This is a genomic window from Bryocella elongata, assembly GCF_900108185.1.
Classification (GTDB): Bacteria; Acidobacteriota; Terriglobia; order Terriglobales; family Acidobacteriaceae; genus Granulicella; species Granulicella elongata.
This window is the reverse complement of the sequence record NZ_FNVA01000002.1, coordinates 664,430-682,264: the sequence shown is the minus strand read 5'-3', so window position 1 is coordinate 682,264 and position 17,835 is coordinate 664,430. Positions and strand designations below refer to the sequence as shown.

Below are 17,835 nucleotides of genomic sequence, written 5' to 3'. Positions count from 1 at the left end.
CCGTGCAGGACTTCGCCGTACCCGGTTTCCCGGGCTAACTCGGCCGCAGCACCGGATATCGCCCCGGGCTGGTAAAATAACCCCAGTGAGTATCTCCCCCACGGCCGAAATTTCCGCCGCTCCCGAGACTGACATCCTCGATCTGCAGATCCCCGGAACTCCCCGGGTAGGATTCGTCTCGCTCGGCTGCCCCAAGAACCTCGTTGACTCCGAGGTCATGATGGGCCTCATCCACTCGGCAGGCGGCGAACTAACGCCCAAAGCCGAGGACGCCGACATCCTCGTCGTCAACACCTGCAGCTTCATCGACTCCGCCAAGCAGGAGTCCGTCGACACCATCCTCGAGATGGTCCAGCACAAGATCGCCAACGGCGGCCGCGCGAAGCGCCTCATCGTCGCCGGCTGTCTCGTCGAGCGTTACCGCGATGAGATCCGCAAGAACATCCCCGAGGTCGACGCCGTCGTCGGCACCGGCGAGCTCGACGCCATCCTCGAGGCCGCAGGCCTCTCCAGACCCGCTCCGACGCCCACCGACTCGCCCTTCGCGATCCTCTCTAGCGCCCAGATTGCCCGCCACGCCTCCGCAGTGAACCAGCACTCCCGCCCTGAAGGCAATGGCGCGCAGATCCAGCATGAGGCGGGTGCCCCACATCTCGAAGAGATGTGGGAAGGAGCCGCTACGGCCTCCGGCGCAGCGGCCTCAAGACCCGAAGGCGACGCCCGCGAGCAGTCCGGCCGCTTCTCCCGCGAGAGCTGGGACGGCGCCACCGCTGCCCTACCTACCTACCTCTACACCGCAGAGACCCCGCGCATCCTCACCACGCCGCGCGCCTCCGCCTACATCAAGATCGCGGAAGGTTGCGATCACCCCTGCACCTTCTGCATCATTCCGCAGCTGCGCGGCAAGTTCCGCTCGCGGCCCATCGATTCCATCGTCAAGGAAACAAAGCAGCTCATCGCCCAGGGCGTCCGCGAGATCACCCTCATCGGCCAGGACACCACCTGCTTCGGCGAGGATCTCCCGAAGGATCCAGCTACCGGCAAGCGTCCCGAGCTAGCTGACCTGCTCGACGCGCTGGCCCCCATCGAGGGCCTGCACTGGCTGCGCTTCCTCTACGCGTACCCCAACAAGATCACCACGCGCCTGCTCCAGTCCATCGCGAAGCACGACAACGTGGCCAAGTACCTCGACGTGCCGCTGCAGCATGCCTCTGCCGCCGTCCTCAAGCGCATGAAGCGCGGAGGCACCGCCGACCGTTTCCTCCAGATCATCGACAAGGCCCGCAACATCGTCCCTGATCTCACCCTGCGCACCAGCTTCATCGTCGGCTTCCCCGGCGAGACCGAGGAAGACTTCGAAGAGCTGCTCGCCTTCGTCAAAGAGGCCCAGCTCGACTGGCTCGGCGTCTTCAGCTACTCCGACGAAGAAGGCGCCAGGGCCTTCGACCTCGACGAGAAGGTTCCGAAGAGGACGATCGAAGCCCGCCGCCGCAAGCTGATGAAGCTCCAGCAGACCATCAGCAGGAAGAAGCGCAGGCAGTGGGTCGGCCGTGAGATCGAAGTCCTCGTCGAGGGCCCCAGCGAAGAGACCGACCTCCTCTGGCAGGGCCGTGCGCTCAACATGGCTCCCGAGATCGACGGCAAGGTCCTCATCAACGACTTCGGCCCCCACGAGGAGCTCGTCCCCGGCACCTTCTACCGCGCCCGCATCACCGAATCCCACGACTATGACGTGGTGGCGGAGATCCTCGATTAGGCTGCGACTCTGTCCACCCCGCTAGCCGCCGCATTCGACGCGTCTTGCAGCGACGTGCTGACTTCGCGATACGAAAACGGTTCCACGGCAAGGATTTCTTCATCGCAGAGTTTGACCGGTAAGTAGACTAGGCAGACGCTGAGGCACGACTGCTTCTTCGGGAATGGCATTTCTTGATCAACCCCGTGTCACCCTCGCGCCAGGTTCCACCCCGAGTGCACATCTACAGCCATCACTCGCCGGCTCCGAATACGACAGGGCCAGGTCTCGCTATCTGCTCGCAGATCCAGGCATTTCTCGATCTCGGTTTCGAGGTCGATTTTGTGCACCTGCAGGTCAAGCCCTCTGCACCGCCAAGCCATTTCAAGGAAATTTCGTATACGGCGATCCCGCTCCAGATTGGCAAGGTCCCGTTCTACGTGCGCCTTCTCTACCTGGTCGGGTGGCCGCGGCGTTTCAATTGGCGGCCGCTCTTCGGAAGGAGTTCCTTGCTGCGGGAAGCGCGTGCTCGTATCCGTAAAGACCCCGACGCATTGCACGTATTCAACTACCTTGTGACTGCACATATCATCCCGGCTTTGCCCAAGACCCGAGCCATCTTTGCGTGCCACGATATCGAGACCGAATACCTGGAGCGCAGCTACGCCATCGTCCGTGCCGCCGAAGGGCGGAGCATCCTGCGATGGGAGAGACGAAAGCTGCGACGGGTGGAAGAGATGGAATGCCAGGTTGTCTCCGAAGCGAAGCTGGTGTTGTGTGTCTCTGCCGCGGAGGCCTGCCAGATCAACCGTCGGTGGGCCATCTCGAATGCAGCGTATCTTCCGTTGAGTGTTGCGAACGACACTCGCACCATCGGTGCCACCGTGCGCGCTCCGGGAGAACCGCTGCGCCTCCTGCACCTCGGCGAGGTGGCCCATTTTCCCACTCTCACGTCGCTCGAGTTTCTGCTCACCAGGGTATTTCCCCTGCTGGACGCCGCAACGCTCTCCCAACTCGAACTCGATGTCGTCGGCAAGCTTGAAATCGGCGACCCCAGCGTCGAAGCGGTGATGGCGATGGCGCGACCCTACCCCCAGGTTCGATTTACAGGGTTCGCGCCAGACCTCGAGGCCGTGTACCGGCGGAACCACCTCCAGCTCGTCGCCTCGCAGCAGGCCACCGGTGTACGTACCCGCATCATCGAGTCGTGGGCGATGGGGTTTCCGGTCCTGAGCACGACGGTCGGCGCTGGCGGAGTCGAACAACTGGCCCCCGGGCACAACATCCTCCTCGTCGACGAGCCACTCCAATTCGCCAACTGCCTGCGTCAGCTGGTTGAGGACTCAACGAGCCTCAAAGCGATCGGCGACGCGGGGCGTGCTACCTACGACGCCCACTTCAGCCGCCCGTCGGTCGCAAGCCGCCTGCGCGATCTGTTGGCACGGCACGTCGGCTCGCAATTACCCCACGCTGCGGAATTGCTCCCGGAGGCGGAGCAACAAACCGCCTGAGGGCATCGTCTCCACTCAGGACGCGATGGAACACGTCGCCTGCGGGTTGTCGTAAATCGCGACGTCGCTCAACCTTTTGCAATCGGTTAAAATGGACTTGTCATGGCGAAGCCTATCCCCTGCGTGACCTGCAAGAAGATCGTCGCTCCGACCGAGCACGACTTCCCGTTTTGTTCCGAGCGCTGCAAACTCATCGACCTGGGAAAGTGGTGTTCCGGCGAGTACACCATCTCGACTCCCATCTATGACCCCGAAGTACTGGACGAGGTAGCCCGTGCCCGCGAACACGCCGGCCTCCTGATGCAGGAAGACGAGCTGCACCAGTCCCGCTGGAAGAACTGACCCGTTCCGGAATCAGGCCGCCCAGGCAAATCCTTGGGCAGTCCAACAGGCACACGAAAGCCCCGGCAAATAGCTCCTCGCTTTGGAGGCAGCTCTTTACCGGGGCTTTATGGTTTGCGGGTTTTGAATCCCACCAGGCTTAGCTGCCCTGGTTCATCGTGGCGTTGTAGCCGGCCTCGAACTGGGCGCGATAGTCATCACGCTCCGGACCAGACTTCACCGGGGGATTCTTGTACAGGTGCGACGTCTTCGCTCCGATCTGGCGGCCGGCAAGCTTGTCGAGCTGGTACGCTTCGACGCCGTTCCGGTAACCCAGCGAATTCTGGTCGACTTTTACGTTCGAGGCCGCGGTGTTGGTCTCCGCGGTCTTCTCGGCCAGCGACGACATCGGTACGCTGGTCATCATCGCCACTGCAATCAGTGGTGTAAACAACATGAGCTTCTTCATAGATCCTCTACTTCATTACTTCCTGTTACTGCATTGTTACTTGCTTGGCGGGCACATTTGCCCTGAACCACGTGCGACATTACGCCTAAGCAATGACATCTTGCAAGGGTGCCGAGCACGTAATTTGTCACATTGGGTCACTTTTTACGGCACTGACAAAGAAAATGTCCGGCTGAGTTAGCCGGACAAATTCAAACCATTGAAAAATATAGGCTTACGGATTTCACCAAATAGAAACTTCGCGGAGCGCCTCTGGGCGATAAACGAAGCGAATCCACCGGATCAACGCTCCGTGCCGGTCAGCCCGCGCTGCTTCAGCATCGGAGCCACGCTGGGCTTTCCTCCCAGCCACCGCTCATACATCGGACCAAGATCTTCGCTGTTACCGCGTGATAGCACCATCGAACGGAAACGGTCGCCGTTGGCTCGCGTCAGTCCGCCGTTGTCCTCAAACCACTGGTACGCGTCGTCGTCCAGCATCTCCGCCCACAGGTACGCGTAGTAACCCGCCGCGTAGCCGTTGCCCCACACATGCATGAAGTAGCTCGACCGGTAGCGCGGCGGCACGGTCTTCAACGCCAGCTTCGTCTTCTCCAGCGCCGCACGCTCGAACGCATCCACGTCCGCGACAGGCTGGCCCGCTGGGATGGTGTGCCACTGCATATCGAGCTCAGCCGCAGCCAGCAGCTCCGTCAGCCCGTATCCCTGGTTGAACCCGGCAGACTGCTTCAGCTTTGCCGCCAGCTCCTGCGGCATCGGCTCGCCCGTCTGGTAGTGCCGCGCAAAGTGCGCAAACACCTGCGGCTGCGTCGCCCAGTGCTCATTGAACTGCGACGGGAACTCCACAAAATCCCGCGGCACGTTGGTGCCTGACAACGACGGGTACTCGACGTTCGAAAACAGGCCATGCAGCGCGTGGCCGAACTCGTGGAACATCGTCGTCACGTCATCAAAGCTCAGCAGCTGCGGCTGCCCCGGCGCGGCCTTGGCGAAGTTCGCCACGTTGAACACCACCGGCAACGTCCCCAGCAGCTTCGACTGGCCCACGAACTGGTCCATCCACGCGCCGCCGTTCTTGTTATCGCGCTTGTAGTAGTCCGTGTAGAACAGCGCCAGCGGCTTGCCATCGACGTCGAAGACCTCGAACACACGCACATCCGGGTTGTAGACCGGGATATCGTGCCGCTCCTTGAACGTGATGCCATAGAGCTGCGTCGCCGCGTAGAAAACACCATCCTCGAGCACGCGGTTGATCTCGAAGTACGGCTTCACCTGGCTCTCGTCAAGGTCATACTTCGCCTTGCGTACCTGCTCGGCATAGAAGTTCCAGTCCCATGCTTCAAGCTGAAAGCCCCCCTTTTGCGCGTCAATCAGCTTCTGGATCTCCGCAGCCTCGGCATGAGCCTTCGCCGTGGCTGCCGGCACCAGGTCATCCATGAACTTCAGCGCCGCCTCTGGAGTCTTCGCCATCTGGGTCTCGAGCGCCCACGCGGCGTAGCTCTTCTTGCCCAGGAGCGCAGCCTTCTCGGCGCGCACCTCGGCCAGCCGCGCGACGGTAGCTCGCGTATCGTTCTCGCCGCCGCGCTCCGCGCGCGTCCATGAGTCGTTGAAGAGCGCCGCCCGCGTCGTACGATCGCTCAACAGGGCAAGGTCCGGCTGCTGCGTCGTATTCTGCAGCTGGACGACATAACCCGCCGTCTTGCGCTCCTTCGCGGCAAGCTCTGCCGCATGCAACTCGGCTTCGCTCAGCCCCGCCAGAGCAGCCTTGTCCGAGGTCGCATACGCTGCTGCCTTCGTCGCCGCCAGCAGCTTGTTCACGAACACGCTGGAGAGCGTCGCTTCTTCCTCGTTCAGTCTCTTCAGCTTGGTCTTGTCGGCCTCACTCAGCTTGGCTCCCGCGTGCACAAAGGCCAGGTACGTCTGGTCGAGCAACCGCGCCTGTTCGTCGTTCAGCTTCAACGACGCCCTCTCGTTGTACAGCGTCTCCACCCGCGCGAACAGCTTTGCGTCGAGATACAGAGCGTCCGAATGCGCAGCCAGCCGCGGCGCTTCCAGCTCCTGCATCTTCTGCAGCACAGGATTCGTGTTCGCCCCGGCGAGACCATTGAAGACCGCCAGAACACGATTCAGCAGAACACCCGACCGCTCCAGCGCGACCAGCGTGTTGTCGAAGGTCGGCGGCGCGGAATTGTGAGCGATCTTCGACCACTCGTGTCGCTGCTGCGTCATGCCCGCCTCAATCGCCGGCGGATAGTCCGTGTCGTGGATATGCGCGAAGTCCGGCGCCTGGAACGGAAGCTTGCTCTCCGCATAGAAGGGGTTCTGCGGCCCGAACATCCTTGCCACGTCCTGCGGTTGTGCCGCCGCTCCACTCGCCGCCAACATCGCCGCCGCTGCTACCGTTACCTCTGCCACTTTGAATCTCCTCGTGCCCCGCTGCCAGACTGCCAAGCCCCAAAACATGATGCTGTGAATCTCCTGCCTTCAGTGTCACGCCTGCGCAGCGAATTGGCCAACGACCGGACGACCTTCGGACACTCGCGCCTTCGCCTCGTACAATCAGAACGATGTCTTCCGTTTCATCTGATCGAACCGCCCACAGGACTCGCTGGGCCTGGGTGCTGGGCACCTTCTTCGGTACCGGCCTGCTCAAGCCTGGCCCCGGCACTTACGGCTCGGCTGCCGCGACGCTCCTTTGGTACTTCGCCGTTCACGCCTTCGCGCCTGCACCGTTGACCCTCACCATCGCCACCACCGTGGCCGCGCTCGTCGTGACGCTCATCGGCATCCCGGCCTCCACCATCGTCGCGCGCGAGTCCGGCCGCAAGGATCCCGGCTTCGTCGTCGTGGACGAGGCCGCCGGTGTGCTCGTCGCTCTCATCGCCATCGCGCCCGACTGGAAGCACGCCGCCGTCAGCTTCCTGCTCTTCCGCGCCTTCGACATCACCAAGCCCTGGCCCATCCGCAAGCTCGAAGCCCTGCCCGAAGGCACCGGCATCATGCTCGACGACATTGGCGCCGGGCTGCTCGCCCTGCTCGTGGCACACCTCGTCGCCCGGTTTTACTAGCACCGTCCATTTGCAACCGGCTTCAGTCCGGCTTACGATCACCGCAATGCCGCTGCTCTACAACAGGCCCGACGTTCCTCACCTCGACAGGCTCGCTCCACGTGCCGCCATCCCCGGCGGCAGCTTCGAGGTGATCGGCTCCCACCTGATGCCCATCACCAACGACGGCCCGCAGCTCCCGAACGCCTTCTTCGGCGAGATCGAAGCCACCTTCGATATGGTTCGCCCCTCCCGCGCGCTGGTCCGCGTGCCCGAAGGCGCCATCTCCTCGGACCTCATCGTGAAGCACCAGGGCCACGCCAGCAATCCCCTGCACGCCTCCATCGGCGTCCCCATGGCCGAGGACCTGCACCTCGTCTCGAACCCCGCGATCGATGCCGAAGGCAACGTCTTCGCCATGGTCAGCGGCCCGCGCGGCGAGCGCACCGCGATCGCCATCTACAAGATCGCGCCGGACCTTCAGATTCGCCCTTTCGCCCGCGAGCTGATGAACATCTCTGCACTCGCCTTCGACCGCGAAGGCAATCTCTTCGCCAGCTCCCGCCAGGAAGGCACCGTCTATCGCCTCACCCCCACGGGCGAGATCTCAGCCTGGGCGGAAGGCATGGGCGTCGCCACCGGCCTCGCCTTCGACGCCAAAGGCTCACTCTACGTGGGCGACCGCTCGGGCACCATCTTCAAGATCGACGAACGGCCAGGCGCGACCCCCGACGCCCCGGCCACCCGCGAGATCTTCGTCTTCGCCACGCTTGAGCCCTCGGTCGCGGCCTACCACCTCGCCTTCCGCTCCGACGGCAAGCTCTTCGTCAGCGCTCCCACCACCTCCTCCAACCAGCCCATCTACCAGATCGACCCCGACGGCAGCGTAAGCGTCTTCTTCCGCGGCCTGGGTCGCCCGCAGGGCATCGCCTTCGATGAGGACGACAACCTCTACGTCGCCGCCTCCTGGCGCGGACAGCGCGGCATCATTCGCATCACCCCGTATGGCGACGCGGAGCTTACCGTCAGCGGCAATGACCTCGTCGGACTCTGCTTCCTCGATGATGGCTGCGCTGCCCTCGCTACCAACAACACCCTCTTCCACGCCGACCTCGGCATCACCGGACGCTCGCTGATCTAGCGGCGCAGGGATCTGGCGTCGCAATCCACCCGCAACTCGAGACTCACGACCCGAAACCCGATCTCACGTCTGGTCTCGACCTTCCCCGAGGGTCCTGCAACGCGCACACCTCGCGGATAATGGAAGCAGTGCGCGCCAGCTCCCCATTCACGGCCATCTTCCGCATTCCATCCCCGGCTGAGGCCGAGCTGGCAGGCCTGCGAGCGGAGCTCTCGCTGCTGCGGTCTACTCTCGCCGCCCGCGAGCAGGCGCTCGACGATCTGCGCTGCCACCTCATCAGCTTCGAAGGCCGCTACATCCGCCAGGTCGGCAAGCTCTACAAGCAGCTGGATGAGTGGGAGCAGCGTGTCGCAGCTCTGCACCCCGAGCGCGAGGAAGCCTTCACCGAGCAGGAAGAAGCCTATCCGGAGGCGGGCGCGTCCGAGCCGGCAAAGAGTGCCCCGCGCGACCCCAGACCGGCCCTCACGCTCCGTGCGCTCTTCCGCGAGCTCGCCCTTCGCATTCATCCCGACCACGCGCTGGATGCCAGCGACGAAGCGCGCCGCACCCGCCTTATGGCCCAGGCTAACGATGCCTTTCGCCGCAAGGATCTCCGCATCCTGCGGCGCATGCTGCACGGCTTCGACCCCGGCGGCGCCTTCTTCGTTCGCGACATCGAAGCCGATCTCGCCGAAGCCCGCGATTCAATCGCGCAGACGCGCCGCGACATCGCGTCCGCTGAGGCCGATCACGCCAACCTCGCCGCCTCGCAACTCGCGGACCTCGAACGCAGCTGCATCCAGGCCTCGCTCGCCGGCCGCGACCTGCTCGCCGAGATGGCCGCGCGGGTCAAAGGCCGCATCGGCATGGCTATGCGTCAGTACGATCTCGACCTCAGCCGCATCAAGCGGCCGGACCAGGGCATGAAGCTTGAGTCGCTGCTTAGTGCAGAGTCGAACCCCGTCCGCCGGTAAGCTTCGTGCGTTGCTGCGACTTCAACCGCAGAGCCTCGCTCTGGATGAGGTCCAGCCGCGAACTGATCTCCTCGACCGCCTGCTGCGCCGCAGGCCGCCAGTCCTCATGCTGGATCTCGCTCGCGAACAGCACCACCTGCAGCTTGTTCCGCACCAGGTCATCGAGCTTGTGACGAATGTCCTCCAGCGCTGCCTTGCGCGCCTCGCGCTGCGAATTCCGCACCGTAAAGAAGATCGCACCATGGAGCACGCCCACGACCACGGCGCAGATCGCCGCAGCCTTCCAGGGAGCGATATCGCGAAACACCAGAAACACCATCGCGACGACGCACACGCCCGCGGCCGTGAGTACCACCTCAAGGTATTTCAGCAGTGTCTGCATTTTTGCGAAGTATAGCCCCGCAACCTGAGGTTCCGCGCTCGAATCGTACAGAGACGGGTAAGTCGATTCCCGCCGGTCCCGCGCAGCCGAGACAGTATCATCGAAGACAGGTCTTCGCTCTGCCTGCCACAACCCAATCTCCGCTCACAAGACGATCGCATGCTCGCTGAAATCATCGCCATCGGCTCCGAGATGCTCACCCCGCATCGTCAGGACACAAATTCGCTCTACCTCACCGCTGGCCTCAACGCGCTCGGCGTCAGCGTCGCGTTCAAGACCATCGTCGGAGATAACCGCCAGCACCTCACCTCTGCCATCGGCATTGCTCTCTCACGTGCAGACATCGTCGTGCTCTCAGGCGGCCTTGGGCCCACGGAAGACGACCTTACGCGCGAGTGCGTCGCCGAAGCGCTCGGACTCGGGCTGCATCGAGACGCAGACGTGATGCATGCGCTGCAGCAGCGCTTTGCCGCGCGGCGCATGGCGATGCCGCCCAACAACATTCGCCAGACCGAAGTCCTCGACGGCGCCATCGTCCTGCAGAACCGCAACGGCAGCGCGCCCGGCCAGTGGCTCGACACCGTCTACGGCGGCCCCTCCGGCAAGGTGCATCGCAAGCTCGTGATCCTGCTTCCCGGCCCACCCAAAGAGCTCAAGCCGCTCTTCGACGAAGAAGCCGCGCCTCGGCTCCGGCAGGTACTGCCCGCTTACTTCATGGCCTCCCGCATGCTGCGCATGGCTCTTATCCCGGAGTCCCAGGTCGACGCCCGCTGCGCTCCCATCTACCAGCCGTACACCGACGTCGAGACCACCATCCTCGCCGGCTCCGGCGAGATCCAGCTCCACTTTCGCTGCACCCGCCCCACGCAGGAAGAAGCCGAACAGCGCGTCGACGAGCTCGCCGAACTCATCGAGCGCGAGATGGGCGACGACATCTTCTCTTCGCACGGGGAATCCCTGGAAGAGATCGTCCTGCTCATGCTGGGCATGCGCGGCATGAAGCTCAGCGTCGCCGAAAGCTGCACCGGCGGCCTGCTCGCCTCGCGCCTCACAGCCATTCCCAACGCCTCGCGGGTCTTCGATGGCGGCGTCGTGCCCTATGCCAACGATCAGAAGGTCATGCTCTGCCATGTCCCTGAAGATCTGCTCGAAGAGCATGGCGCGGTAAGTGCCCCCGTGGCCCGAGCCATGGCGGAAGGCATACGTGCGATAAGTGGGAGCTCCATCGGCGTAAGCATCACCGGGCTCGCAGGTCCCGCAGGCGGCGAAGGCCCCGATGCCGACAAGCCCATCGGGCTCGTCTTCATCGGATTGTCCGATGGAGAGGACACCCAGGTGAAGCAGGTCCAGATCCCCGGCGACCGCGATCGCGTGCGTCTGTGGGCCACGCAACATGCGCTGGAGCTGCTGCGCCGCACCCTCGAGTAACAAAGACCGGCATCGATTCATCGATTGCAGGGCGATCTATCCCCTGTGTCTTGTTACACTCAACCTTCAGCCCATGATCCTCTGGACCTCCATTCTCGTCGTCTCGTACCTCCTTGGTTCCATACCTTTTGGCTTTGTGCTGGTCTGGATGCTCAAGCACGAGGATGTGCGTCAGACCGGAAGCGGAAATATAGGCGCAACAAATGTGGCGCGCTCTGGCGGCAAGGGCCTCGGTCTGCTTACACTGTTGCTGGACACCTTGAAGGGGGTGGCCGCTGTCCTGCTCGCGCTGCACTTCGCACCGAGGCTGAACGGCGTCCCTTCAAACCTTGCAGTCGCTGCCGCTGTGGCAGCTGTCGTCGGGCACATCTTTACCGTTTGGCTGGGATTCAAAGGCGGCAAAGGCATTGCGACGGCTCTTGGCGTCTTTCTTGCCTTATTGCCAATGATGGCTCTCGCTTGTCTCGCAGTTTTTATTGTCGTCTTCGCACTGACTCGCTACGTTTCGCTCGCATCTATCCTGGCAGCGCTCAGCGTGCCTTTGTTCACCTGGCTTCTCGTTCCAACGCGAGCGCCTGTGCTTCTCGCGGGTGTCAGCTTCATCTCGCTGTTGAGCATTGTGAAACACCACGCCAATATTCGCCGTCTGCTCAGTGGCACTGAAAGCAAGTTTGGCAGCAACAAAGCTGCCCCCTCCAGATAGGAGCACGCATGAGCCGCATCTCTGTGATCGGCGCCGGGGCCTGGGGCACCGCGCTGACCGTCAGTCTTGCACGCCGCACCGAACATCAGCTGACCCTCTGGGCCCATACCGCCGACCACGCGAAAGAACTCTTCGTCAGCGGGGAGAACAAACGCTATCTGCCGGGATTCGTACTCCCCGCCACGGTCAACGTCACCGCCGATCTCGCCGCAGCCGTCGAAGGCGCGGAGATCATCCTCTTTGCCACACCCTCGCAGTCCCTGCGCCCAGTCATTCAGCAGATCGCTCCCAGCCTGAAGAAAGCCCAGGTCCTTCTCTCCGCAGCCAAGGGCATCGAAGAAAAGACCTTCCTGCGCATGTCGCAGGTGCTCTGCGAATTCGCTCCCGAAAACCCCATCGCTGTCCTCGGAGGTCCCTCCTTCGCACAGGAAGTAGCAGCAGCGATGCCCACCGCGCTCACCGTCGCCATCGACAACGAGCCCCTCAGCAAACGTCTCCAGGACGACCTTGGCTCCGCGTCCCTCCGCGTCTACCGCAATGACGATGTGCCCGGCGTAGAACTTGGCGGCGCGCTCAAGAACGTCATCGCGCTCGCCGCTGGCGTCGTCACCGGCCTCGAACTCGGACACAACGCCGCCGCCGCTCTCATCACGCGCGGCATCGCCGAGATCACCCGCCTCGCCGTAGCCTGCGGTGGACGTCGCGACACCATGTCCGGCCTCTCCGGCGTTGGAGATCTGGTGCTGACCTGCACCGGAAATCTCTCGCGCAATCGCACCGTCGGCATCGAACTCGGTCGCGGGCGCAAGCTCGAAGCCATCCTCGCCTCGCTCAACGGCAAGGTCGCCGAAGGTGTCCGCTCCACCACCGCAGCACTCGGCCTCGCCGCGCGCTACGGCGTGGAGATGCCCATCACCGAGCAGATGAACGCCATCCTGCTCGACCACACGTCGCCGCAGGAAGCGATCCGCGAGCTGATGTCCCGCCCCGGTCGCACCGAATAACAAAGAGTTGTTGGAGTAGCCCTCTACTCGACGACGAACTCCATCTCGTCCAGCTCGGAGAACAACTCACGCACCGGGACATGGATCGGCGTCCCCTCCACCGTCAGAACATGACGTTCTTCGGTAAGCACGCCGCCCTTCTCCGCCGCGTAGGCACGCCGCCGCTTCGGATCGAGCACCCACACCGTCTCGACTCCCATCGCGACGTAGTCCTCAATCAGCTCCCGCGAGCCTGACATGCGGTCCTCGTCGCACAGGATCTCCACCACCAGCAACGGCGGCGTAGCCAGTGGCGACTCGTAGCGCGTCTCGCGGCGAGCCACGGCGAGATCAGCCACGCGCGTTGCGTGCGGACTCACCTGCACGTTCTGCCGCGGCAGAACACGAATCTGCCACTCGCGTTCATGTTGACCAAGATGGATGGTGAGGAACTTCAATACGCTCGCGTGGTGCATCTCGCCGACAGCGCGCTCACGAGGTTCCCGCGCTGTGCCGATATCTCCACCACGAACACTTGCGGGCAGTGCCCGCCGCGCCGTCGTTGGCGCGCTCTGTACTGCACCTGAGGGAATCGCTGACATGATCGCGTACCTCCCGTTGCGGCAAGCATACTCCCGGTTACAGTACGAATGTCGGTGATTTCGCGCACATCTGGCCCATTTTGGTGCGGTCCGGCAAGGGTTGCTCGACCACTTGCTGTCGAGGAGAAATCGTGTTCACAGATACCACGGGATATTGATGACCGTAATTCGTTGATTCCCTTTGACCAGCAGCAGTAACTTCAACATCTGCGACCGCTGGTTGTGCAGCGGAGCCTGCCACCAGTGCTTCACCACCAGCTCCGGAATCAGCACAGCGATCTGCCGCTCCGGGTGCTCGCGTTCCACCGCCAGGATGTGTTCCAGCAGCGGCCACATCACAAATCGGAACGGAGACGGCAGCGAGATCAGCCTCGGCGGCGTGCGCCCGATCGCACGGATCGGATCGGCGATGTTCGCCTCCCAGTGCTGCTCGAGCTCGCTCAGCCGGTCCTCCGCATCCACATGCACCGCTTCGACTTCATCGCTCAGCTTCAACGCAAACCGCAGGCCCTTCTCCGCAATCTTCGACCAGCGATCCACGGGCACAATCACCAGCGGGGCAACAAGATTGTCCGTGTGGATCGGCCGATCGATCGTCGTCTCCTCACGCACGCCATCGTAGTGCCGCCGCACCGAAGCCATCAGCAGGATCAGCAGCGGAATCAACAGCGCCGTCACCCACGCGCCCTCGCGGAACTTGGCCACCAACACAACCAGCAGCGTCACCCCGGTCGCCACCGCGCCCAGGCCATTCACGACCATGCGCAGCTTCGCGCGCGGGCCGCCCACGCGCAGCCAGTGCACCACCATCCCCGCCTGCGACAACGTGAACGCAAGGAACGCGCCAATCGCAAACAACGGAATCAGCCGGTCCGTCACGCCCTGAAAGATGATCAGCAGCAGCGCCGTGAAACCCACCAGCGCGTAGATGCCATGCGAAAACAACAGCCTGCGTCCGCGAATGAGAAACACGTGCGGCAGAAAGTCATGCATCGCAATCGCCCGCGTAAGCCGCGGAAAGTCCGCGAACGAAGTGTTCGCCGAAAGCGCCAGCACCGCGAAGATCGAGCCCATCGAGACGTAGTAAAACCATCCCCGCCCAATCACCGCACCAATCAGCTGCGAGAGCACGCTCTGATAGCCTGCGCCGCTGGGGTCCGTCGCTCCAATGCCATACGCGCGGCACAGCAGCGCGATACCCGCCAGCAGCGCCATCAGCAGCAGAATGATCATCGTCAGCGTCTTCTTGGCGTTACGACACGCCGGCTGGCGAAACGCCATCACACCGTTCGACACCGCCTCCACGCCAGTCATCGCCGTACAGCCCGAGGCAAACACCTTCGCCAGTAGCCACAGCGGCAGCATGCCCACACCGATCGGCAGATGCGGCGGCGCCACAATCGCCGCCGGATGCCCACCAGCCTGGTACGCACGCCAAAGTCCCAGCCCGATCACAAACAGTAACGAGCCGCAGAAGAGATACGTCGGCGCAAGAAACGCCAGCCCCGAATCCTTGATCCCGCGCAGGTTCACCAACGTCAGCCCCGCCAGCACAGCCAGGCACAGGATCGTTGTGTGCGGCTGCAGCGCAGGGAACGCCGAGATGATCGCTCCAACGCCAGCCGAAATACCCACCGCCGCGTTCAGGATGTAGTCGATCATCAGCGCCGCGGCGGCCAAGAGTCCCGCCCGCTCGCCCATGTTCTCCGTCGCCACGGTGTAGCTGCCGCCGCCGTTCGGATACGCGTCGATCGTCTGCAGATATGAGAAGAAGACGATCACCAGCAGCACAAGAATCGCCGCCGTCACTGGCAGGATGTAGTGCAATCCCGCCAGCCCCAGCGGGATCAGCAGCGTCAGCGCGGCCTCCGGGCCATATGCCGCCGAGCTCAGCGCATCCAGCCCAAAGACAGGAATGCCCGCAATCGGGCCAATGTGTTCACCATGCTCATCCACCGTCGCAATCGGACGGCCCAACACCACATCGAAGAAGGACACGCGCGGCGCTCCTCTGCGCCATCCGTCAATCTAGGGCCGCAACCCGCTAAAAGTCCGTAAAGACGTCCACAGGAAGCCGTAAAGGCTGGCAAATCCACCTCCGCGCCGCGGCAACGCTACACTAGAGGGCGATGGCTTTCTCAATCTTCGGCAAGCGCGACCGCGAGCCCGAACCGGCGGCTAACAACTCCGAACCAGAGGCACCCCGCAGCTTCTTCGACCGCATGAAGAAGGCGGTCACCCGCACGCGTGACTCCTTCTCGCAGTCGCTCTCCGCCGTCGTCGCCCTCACGCGCGAGGTCGATGACGCTTCCCTCGACGACCTCGAGCTCGCGCTCCTCGCCTCCGACATCGGCGCGCCCACCACCCAGGAGATCATCGCCCGCCTGCGCGACCGCGCCCTCCGCCAGGGCATCTCCGACGGTGCCCAGCTTAAGCAGGCACTCAAGTCCGAGATCCTCCGCATCCTCGATGCCGTCGCCCACCCCGTCGCGCACCCCGCCACGCCGCCCGAGGTCATCATGATGGTCGGCGTCAACGGCACCGGCAAGACCACCACCACCGGCAAGCTCGCCGCGCTCTTCCGCAAGCCCACACGCGAGTTCCCCGAAGGCCGCAGCGTCCTCCTCTGCGCCGCCGACACCTTCCGCGCCGCAGCCATCGAGCAGCTCGAAGTCTGGTCGCAGCGCTCCGGCGTCGAGCTCATTAAAACCAAGCAGGGTGGCGACCCCTCCGCCGCGCTCTTCGACGCAGCTACGGCAGCCAAGGCGAGGGGAAAAGACATCCTCATCGTCGACACCGCCGGACGTCTGCACACCAAGAGCGACCTGATGAAGGAGCTCGACAAGATGGTGCGCACCGCCAACAAGATCATCCCCGGCGCGCCGCACCAGACGCTGCTCGTCATCGACGCCACCACTGGACAGAACGGCCTGCAACAGGCCCGCCTCTTCACCGAGGCCGCGAAGGTCTCCGGCATCGTTCTCACCAAGCTCGACGGCACCGCCAAGGGCGGCATCGTCGTCGCCATCGCGCATGAGCTCGGCCTGCCGGTGCTCTACGCCGGCGTCGGCGAAAAGATCGACGACATCCTCCCCTTCGAGCCCGAAGCCTTCGTCGACTCCATGCTGGAGTAGCTCACGCGGCTCGAATAGCTCACTCGGCTCGAGTCGCCGCACCGCCAACATTCAGTAAGGCCCCCATGCCAGTTCTTCCCCAGGACGAGATCCACCTGCAGCGCGCGCTCGATCTCGCGCAGGCAGCCGTCGGCCTCGCCTCGCCCAATCCCACCGTTGGCTGCGTCATCACATCCCCCACGGGCGAAGTGCTCGGCGAAGGCGCGCACCACTACGACGCATTCGACCACGCCGAGATCGCCGCGCTCAAACAGGCCGCAACGCAAGGCCATGATGTTGCCGGAGCGACCGCCTATGTGACGCTCGAGCCCTGCGCCCACCATGGACGCACCGGCCCCTGTTCGGAGGCACTCATCGCCGCCGGTATCCAGCGCTGCGTCGTCGCTGCCATCGACCCCAACCCGCTCACCCGCAATAAGGGCCTCGCAAAGATGCGCGACGCCGGCCTCACCGTTGACGTCGCGGGCCGCAACTCACCGCAGGCAAAGCAGGCGCGCGAGCTCAACGACGCCTTTGCCTTCGCCATCCAGAATCAGCGGCCCTTCGTCACGTTGAAGTCCGCCGTCTCCCTCGACGGCAAGATCGCTCCCGCCGCATCCACGCGTAGCGAGGTCTCGCCACACTGGCTCACCGGCCCCTCAGCCCGTGAGAGCGTACAGCAGCTGCGCCACGCCTCCGACGTCCTGCTGACCGGCGTGGGCACCATCCTCGCCGACGATCCTTCACTCACCGACCGCAGCGGCCTTCCGCGCCGCCGCCCGTTGCTCCGCGTCATCTTCGACTCGGCCTTGCGCACGCCTGCCGATGCAAAAGTCCTGGCTGGAGGCAACGCCATCCTCGTCTGCGCGGAGAACGCCGATGAGGATCGCGATGCAGCCCTCAAAGCCACGGGCGCGGATATCTGGCGGCTGCCCACCGAGGCCAATCGCCCCAACATCCATCTCACGCTGCGGAAGCTCTACGAAGAGCTCAAGATGACCAGCGTCATCGTCGAAGCAGGCACCGGGCTCACCGACGCGCTCCTGCAGCGCAACCTGGTCGACCACGTCGTGCTGTACTACGCCGACACCGAGCTGGGCAGCGACGCCATCCCCTTCTCCACGCGCTTCCCTTCGCCGTACAAGCTGCAGGAGAGCCTCACCGAGGTCACCCGCTCGACCTTCCCGCACGGCGATCCCATCGGCACCGAAGACGACGTCCGCATCACCGGCTACCTTCACAACCCGTGGGCGAAGGTTTAGGACGTATCGACAGATATATCTGGGCTCTTTGGTTTTGTTCTCAGCAAGCTGTGTCATCCCGAGCGAAGCCGAGGGAGCTGCAGTTTGCCGATGCAAGCAACGATGCGGGTTTCTCCACTACGCGGTGCGATGAAACTGCACCGCTCCGGTCGAAATGACACACCATGCGGAGCCGCATAGGTCGA

Annotated in this window: 16 protein-coding genes; 11 read left to right on the top strand and 5 right to left on the bottom strand. The window is 63.6% G+C overall.

Annotated elements, in window-relative coordinates:
- Positions 1 to 91: 91 nt before the first annotated feature.
- The 3 genes from rimO to C4S68_RS09200 all read left to right on the top strand — a co-directional run bounded on the left by rimO (position 92) and on the right by C4S68_RS09200 (position 3,588).
- Positions 92 to 1,756, top strand: coding sequence for a 30S ribosomal protein S12 methylthiotransferase RimO (gene rimO, locus C4S68_RS09210; RefSeq protein WP_407641102.1), 1,665 nt, complete (start codon positions 92 to 94; stop codon positions 1,754 to 1,756).
- Between the two features lie 185 nt (positions 1,757 to 1,941).
- Complete coding sequence (locus C4S68_RS09205) at positions 1,942 to 3,246, top strand: glycosyltransferase family 4 protein (protein ID WP_407641101.1); 1,305 nt, start codon at positions 1,942 to 1,944, stop codon at positions 3,244 to 3,246.
- 102 nt (positions 3,247 to 3,348) lie between these two features.
- Positions 3,349 to 3,588: a DNA gyrase inhibitor YacG gene (locus C4S68_RS09200; RefSeq protein ID WP_103932727.1), complete on the top strand. Its 240-nt coding sequence runs from the start codon at positions 3,349 to 3,351 to the stop codon at positions 3,586 to 3,588.
- A gap of 139 nt (positions 3,589 to 3,727) precedes the next feature.
- On the opposite strand, the gene C4S68_RS09195 is transcribed toward C4S68_RS09200, so the two are convergent.
- Positions 3,728 to 4,036 (bottom strand): hypothetical protein, encoded by a 309-nt coding sequence (locus C4S68_RS09195; protein WP_103932726.1) that lies wholly within the window; start codon positions 4,034 to 4,036, stop codon positions 3,728 to 3,730.
- Between the two features lie 282 nt (positions 4,037 to 4,318).
- Positions 4,319 to 6,451, bottom strand: a complete 2,133-nt coding sequence (gene dcp / locus C4S68_RS09190; RefSeq protein WP_235011473.1) for a peptidyl-dipeptidase Dcp — start codon at positions 6,449 to 6,451, stop codon at positions 4,319 to 4,321.
- Between the two features lie 152 nt (positions 6,452 to 6,603).
- Here dcp and C4S68_RS09185 point away from each other — a divergent pair, with 152 nt between their 5' ends.
- The 3 genes from C4S68_RS09185 (at position 6,604) to C4S68_RS09175 (ending at position 9,177) form a co-directional block, all read left to right on the top strand.
- Complete coding sequence (locus C4S68_RS09185; protein WP_103932725.1) at positions 6,604 to 7,104, top strand: phosphatidylglycerophosphatase A family protein; 501 nt, start codon at positions 6,604 to 6,606, stop codon at positions 7,102 to 7,104.
- A gap of 46 nt (positions 7,105 to 7,150) precedes the next feature.
- Positions 7,151 to 8,224, top strand: a complete 1,074-nt coding sequence (locus C4S68_RS09180) for an SMP-30/gluconolactonase/LRE family protein (RefSeq protein WP_103932724.1) — start codon at positions 7,151 to 7,153, stop codon at positions 8,222 to 8,224.
- A gap of 128 nt (positions 8,225 to 8,352) precedes the next feature.
- Positions 8,353 to 9,177: a hypothetical protein gene (locus tag C4S68_RS09175; RefSeq protein ID WP_146072088.1), complete on the top strand. Its 825-nt coding sequence runs from the start codon at positions 8,353 to 8,355 to the stop codon at positions 9,175 to 9,177.
- On the opposite strand, the gene C4S68_RS09170 is transcribed toward C4S68_RS09175, so the two are convergent.
- Entirely contained in the window at positions 9,146 to 9,559 is a 414-nt protein-coding gene (locus tag C4S68_RS09170; RefSeq protein WP_103932722.1) for a hypothetical protein, read from the bottom strand. The two genes, C4S68_RS09175 and C4S68_RS09170, sit on opposite strands and share 32 nt — an antisense overlap.
- A 159-nt stretch (positions 9,560 to 9,718) precedes the next feature.
- Here C4S68_RS09170 and C4S68_RS09165 point away from each other — a divergent pair, with 159 nt between their 5' ends.
- The 3 genes from C4S68_RS09165 (at position 9,719) to C4S68_RS09155 (ending at position 12,694) form a co-directional block, all read left to right on the top strand.
- Positions 9,719 to 10,987 (top strand): competence/damage-inducible protein A, encoded by a 1,269-nt coding sequence (locus C4S68_RS09165; RefSeq protein ID WP_103932721.1) that lies wholly within the window; start codon positions 9,719 to 9,721, stop codon positions 10,985 to 10,987.
- Between the two features lie 73 nt (positions 10,988 to 11,060).
- Positions 11,061 to 11,690, top strand: a complete 630-nt coding sequence (gene plsY, locus C4S68_RS09160) for a glycerol-3-phosphate 1-O-acyltransferase PlsY (protein ID WP_103932720.1) — start codon at positions 11,061 to 11,063, stop codon at positions 11,688 to 11,690.
- An 8-nt stretch (positions 11,691 to 11,698) separates the two neighbouring features.
- Positions 11,699 to 12,694, top strand: a complete 996-nt coding sequence (locus C4S68_RS09155) for an NAD(P)H-dependent glycerol-3-phosphate dehydrogenase (RefSeq protein ID WP_103932719.1) — start codon at positions 11,699 to 11,701, stop codon at positions 12,692 to 12,694.
- A 23-nt stretch (positions 12,695 to 12,717) separates the two neighbouring features.
- Here the strand turns inward: C4S68_RS09155 and C4S68_RS09150 are convergent, their stop codons facing one another.
- Both C4S68_RS09150 and C4S68_RS09145 read right to left on the bottom strand, forming a co-directional pair.
- Positions 12,718 to 13,275: a Uma2 family endonuclease gene (locus C4S68_RS09150; RefSeq protein ID WP_103932718.1), complete on the bottom strand. Its 558-nt coding sequence runs from the start codon at positions 13,273 to 13,275 to the stop codon at positions 12,718 to 12,720.
- Positions 13,276 to 13,410: 135 nt separating this feature from the next.
- Positions 13,411 to 15,273 (bottom strand): APC family permease, encoded by a 1,863-nt coding sequence (locus C4S68_RS09145; protein ID WP_103932717.1) that lies wholly within the window; start codon positions 15,271 to 15,273, stop codon positions 13,411 to 13,413.
- 131 nt (positions 15,274 to 15,404) lie between these two features.
- Between C4S68_RS09145 and ftsY the strand changes: the two genes are divergently transcribed.
- Together ftsY and ribD are read left to right on the top strand one after the other, a co-directional pair.
- On the top strand, positions 15,405 to 16,409 hold the full coding sequence (ftsY, locus tag C4S68_RS09140; RefSeq protein WP_103932716.1) for a signal recognition particle-docking protein FtsY: 1,005 nt from the start codon (positions 15,405 to 15,407) through the stop codon (positions 16,407 to 16,409).
- Positions 16,410 to 16,474: 65 nt separating this feature from the next.
- Positions 16,475 to 17,650 (top strand): bifunctional diaminohydroxyphosphoribosylaminopyrimidine deaminase/5-amino-6-(5-phosphoribosylamino)uracil reductase RibD, encoded by a 1,176-nt coding sequence (gene ribD, locus C4S68_RS09135; protein ID WP_103932715.1) that lies wholly within the window; start codon positions 16,475 to 16,477, stop codon positions 17,648 to 17,650.
- Positions 17,651 to 17,835 lie beyond the last annotated feature (185 nt).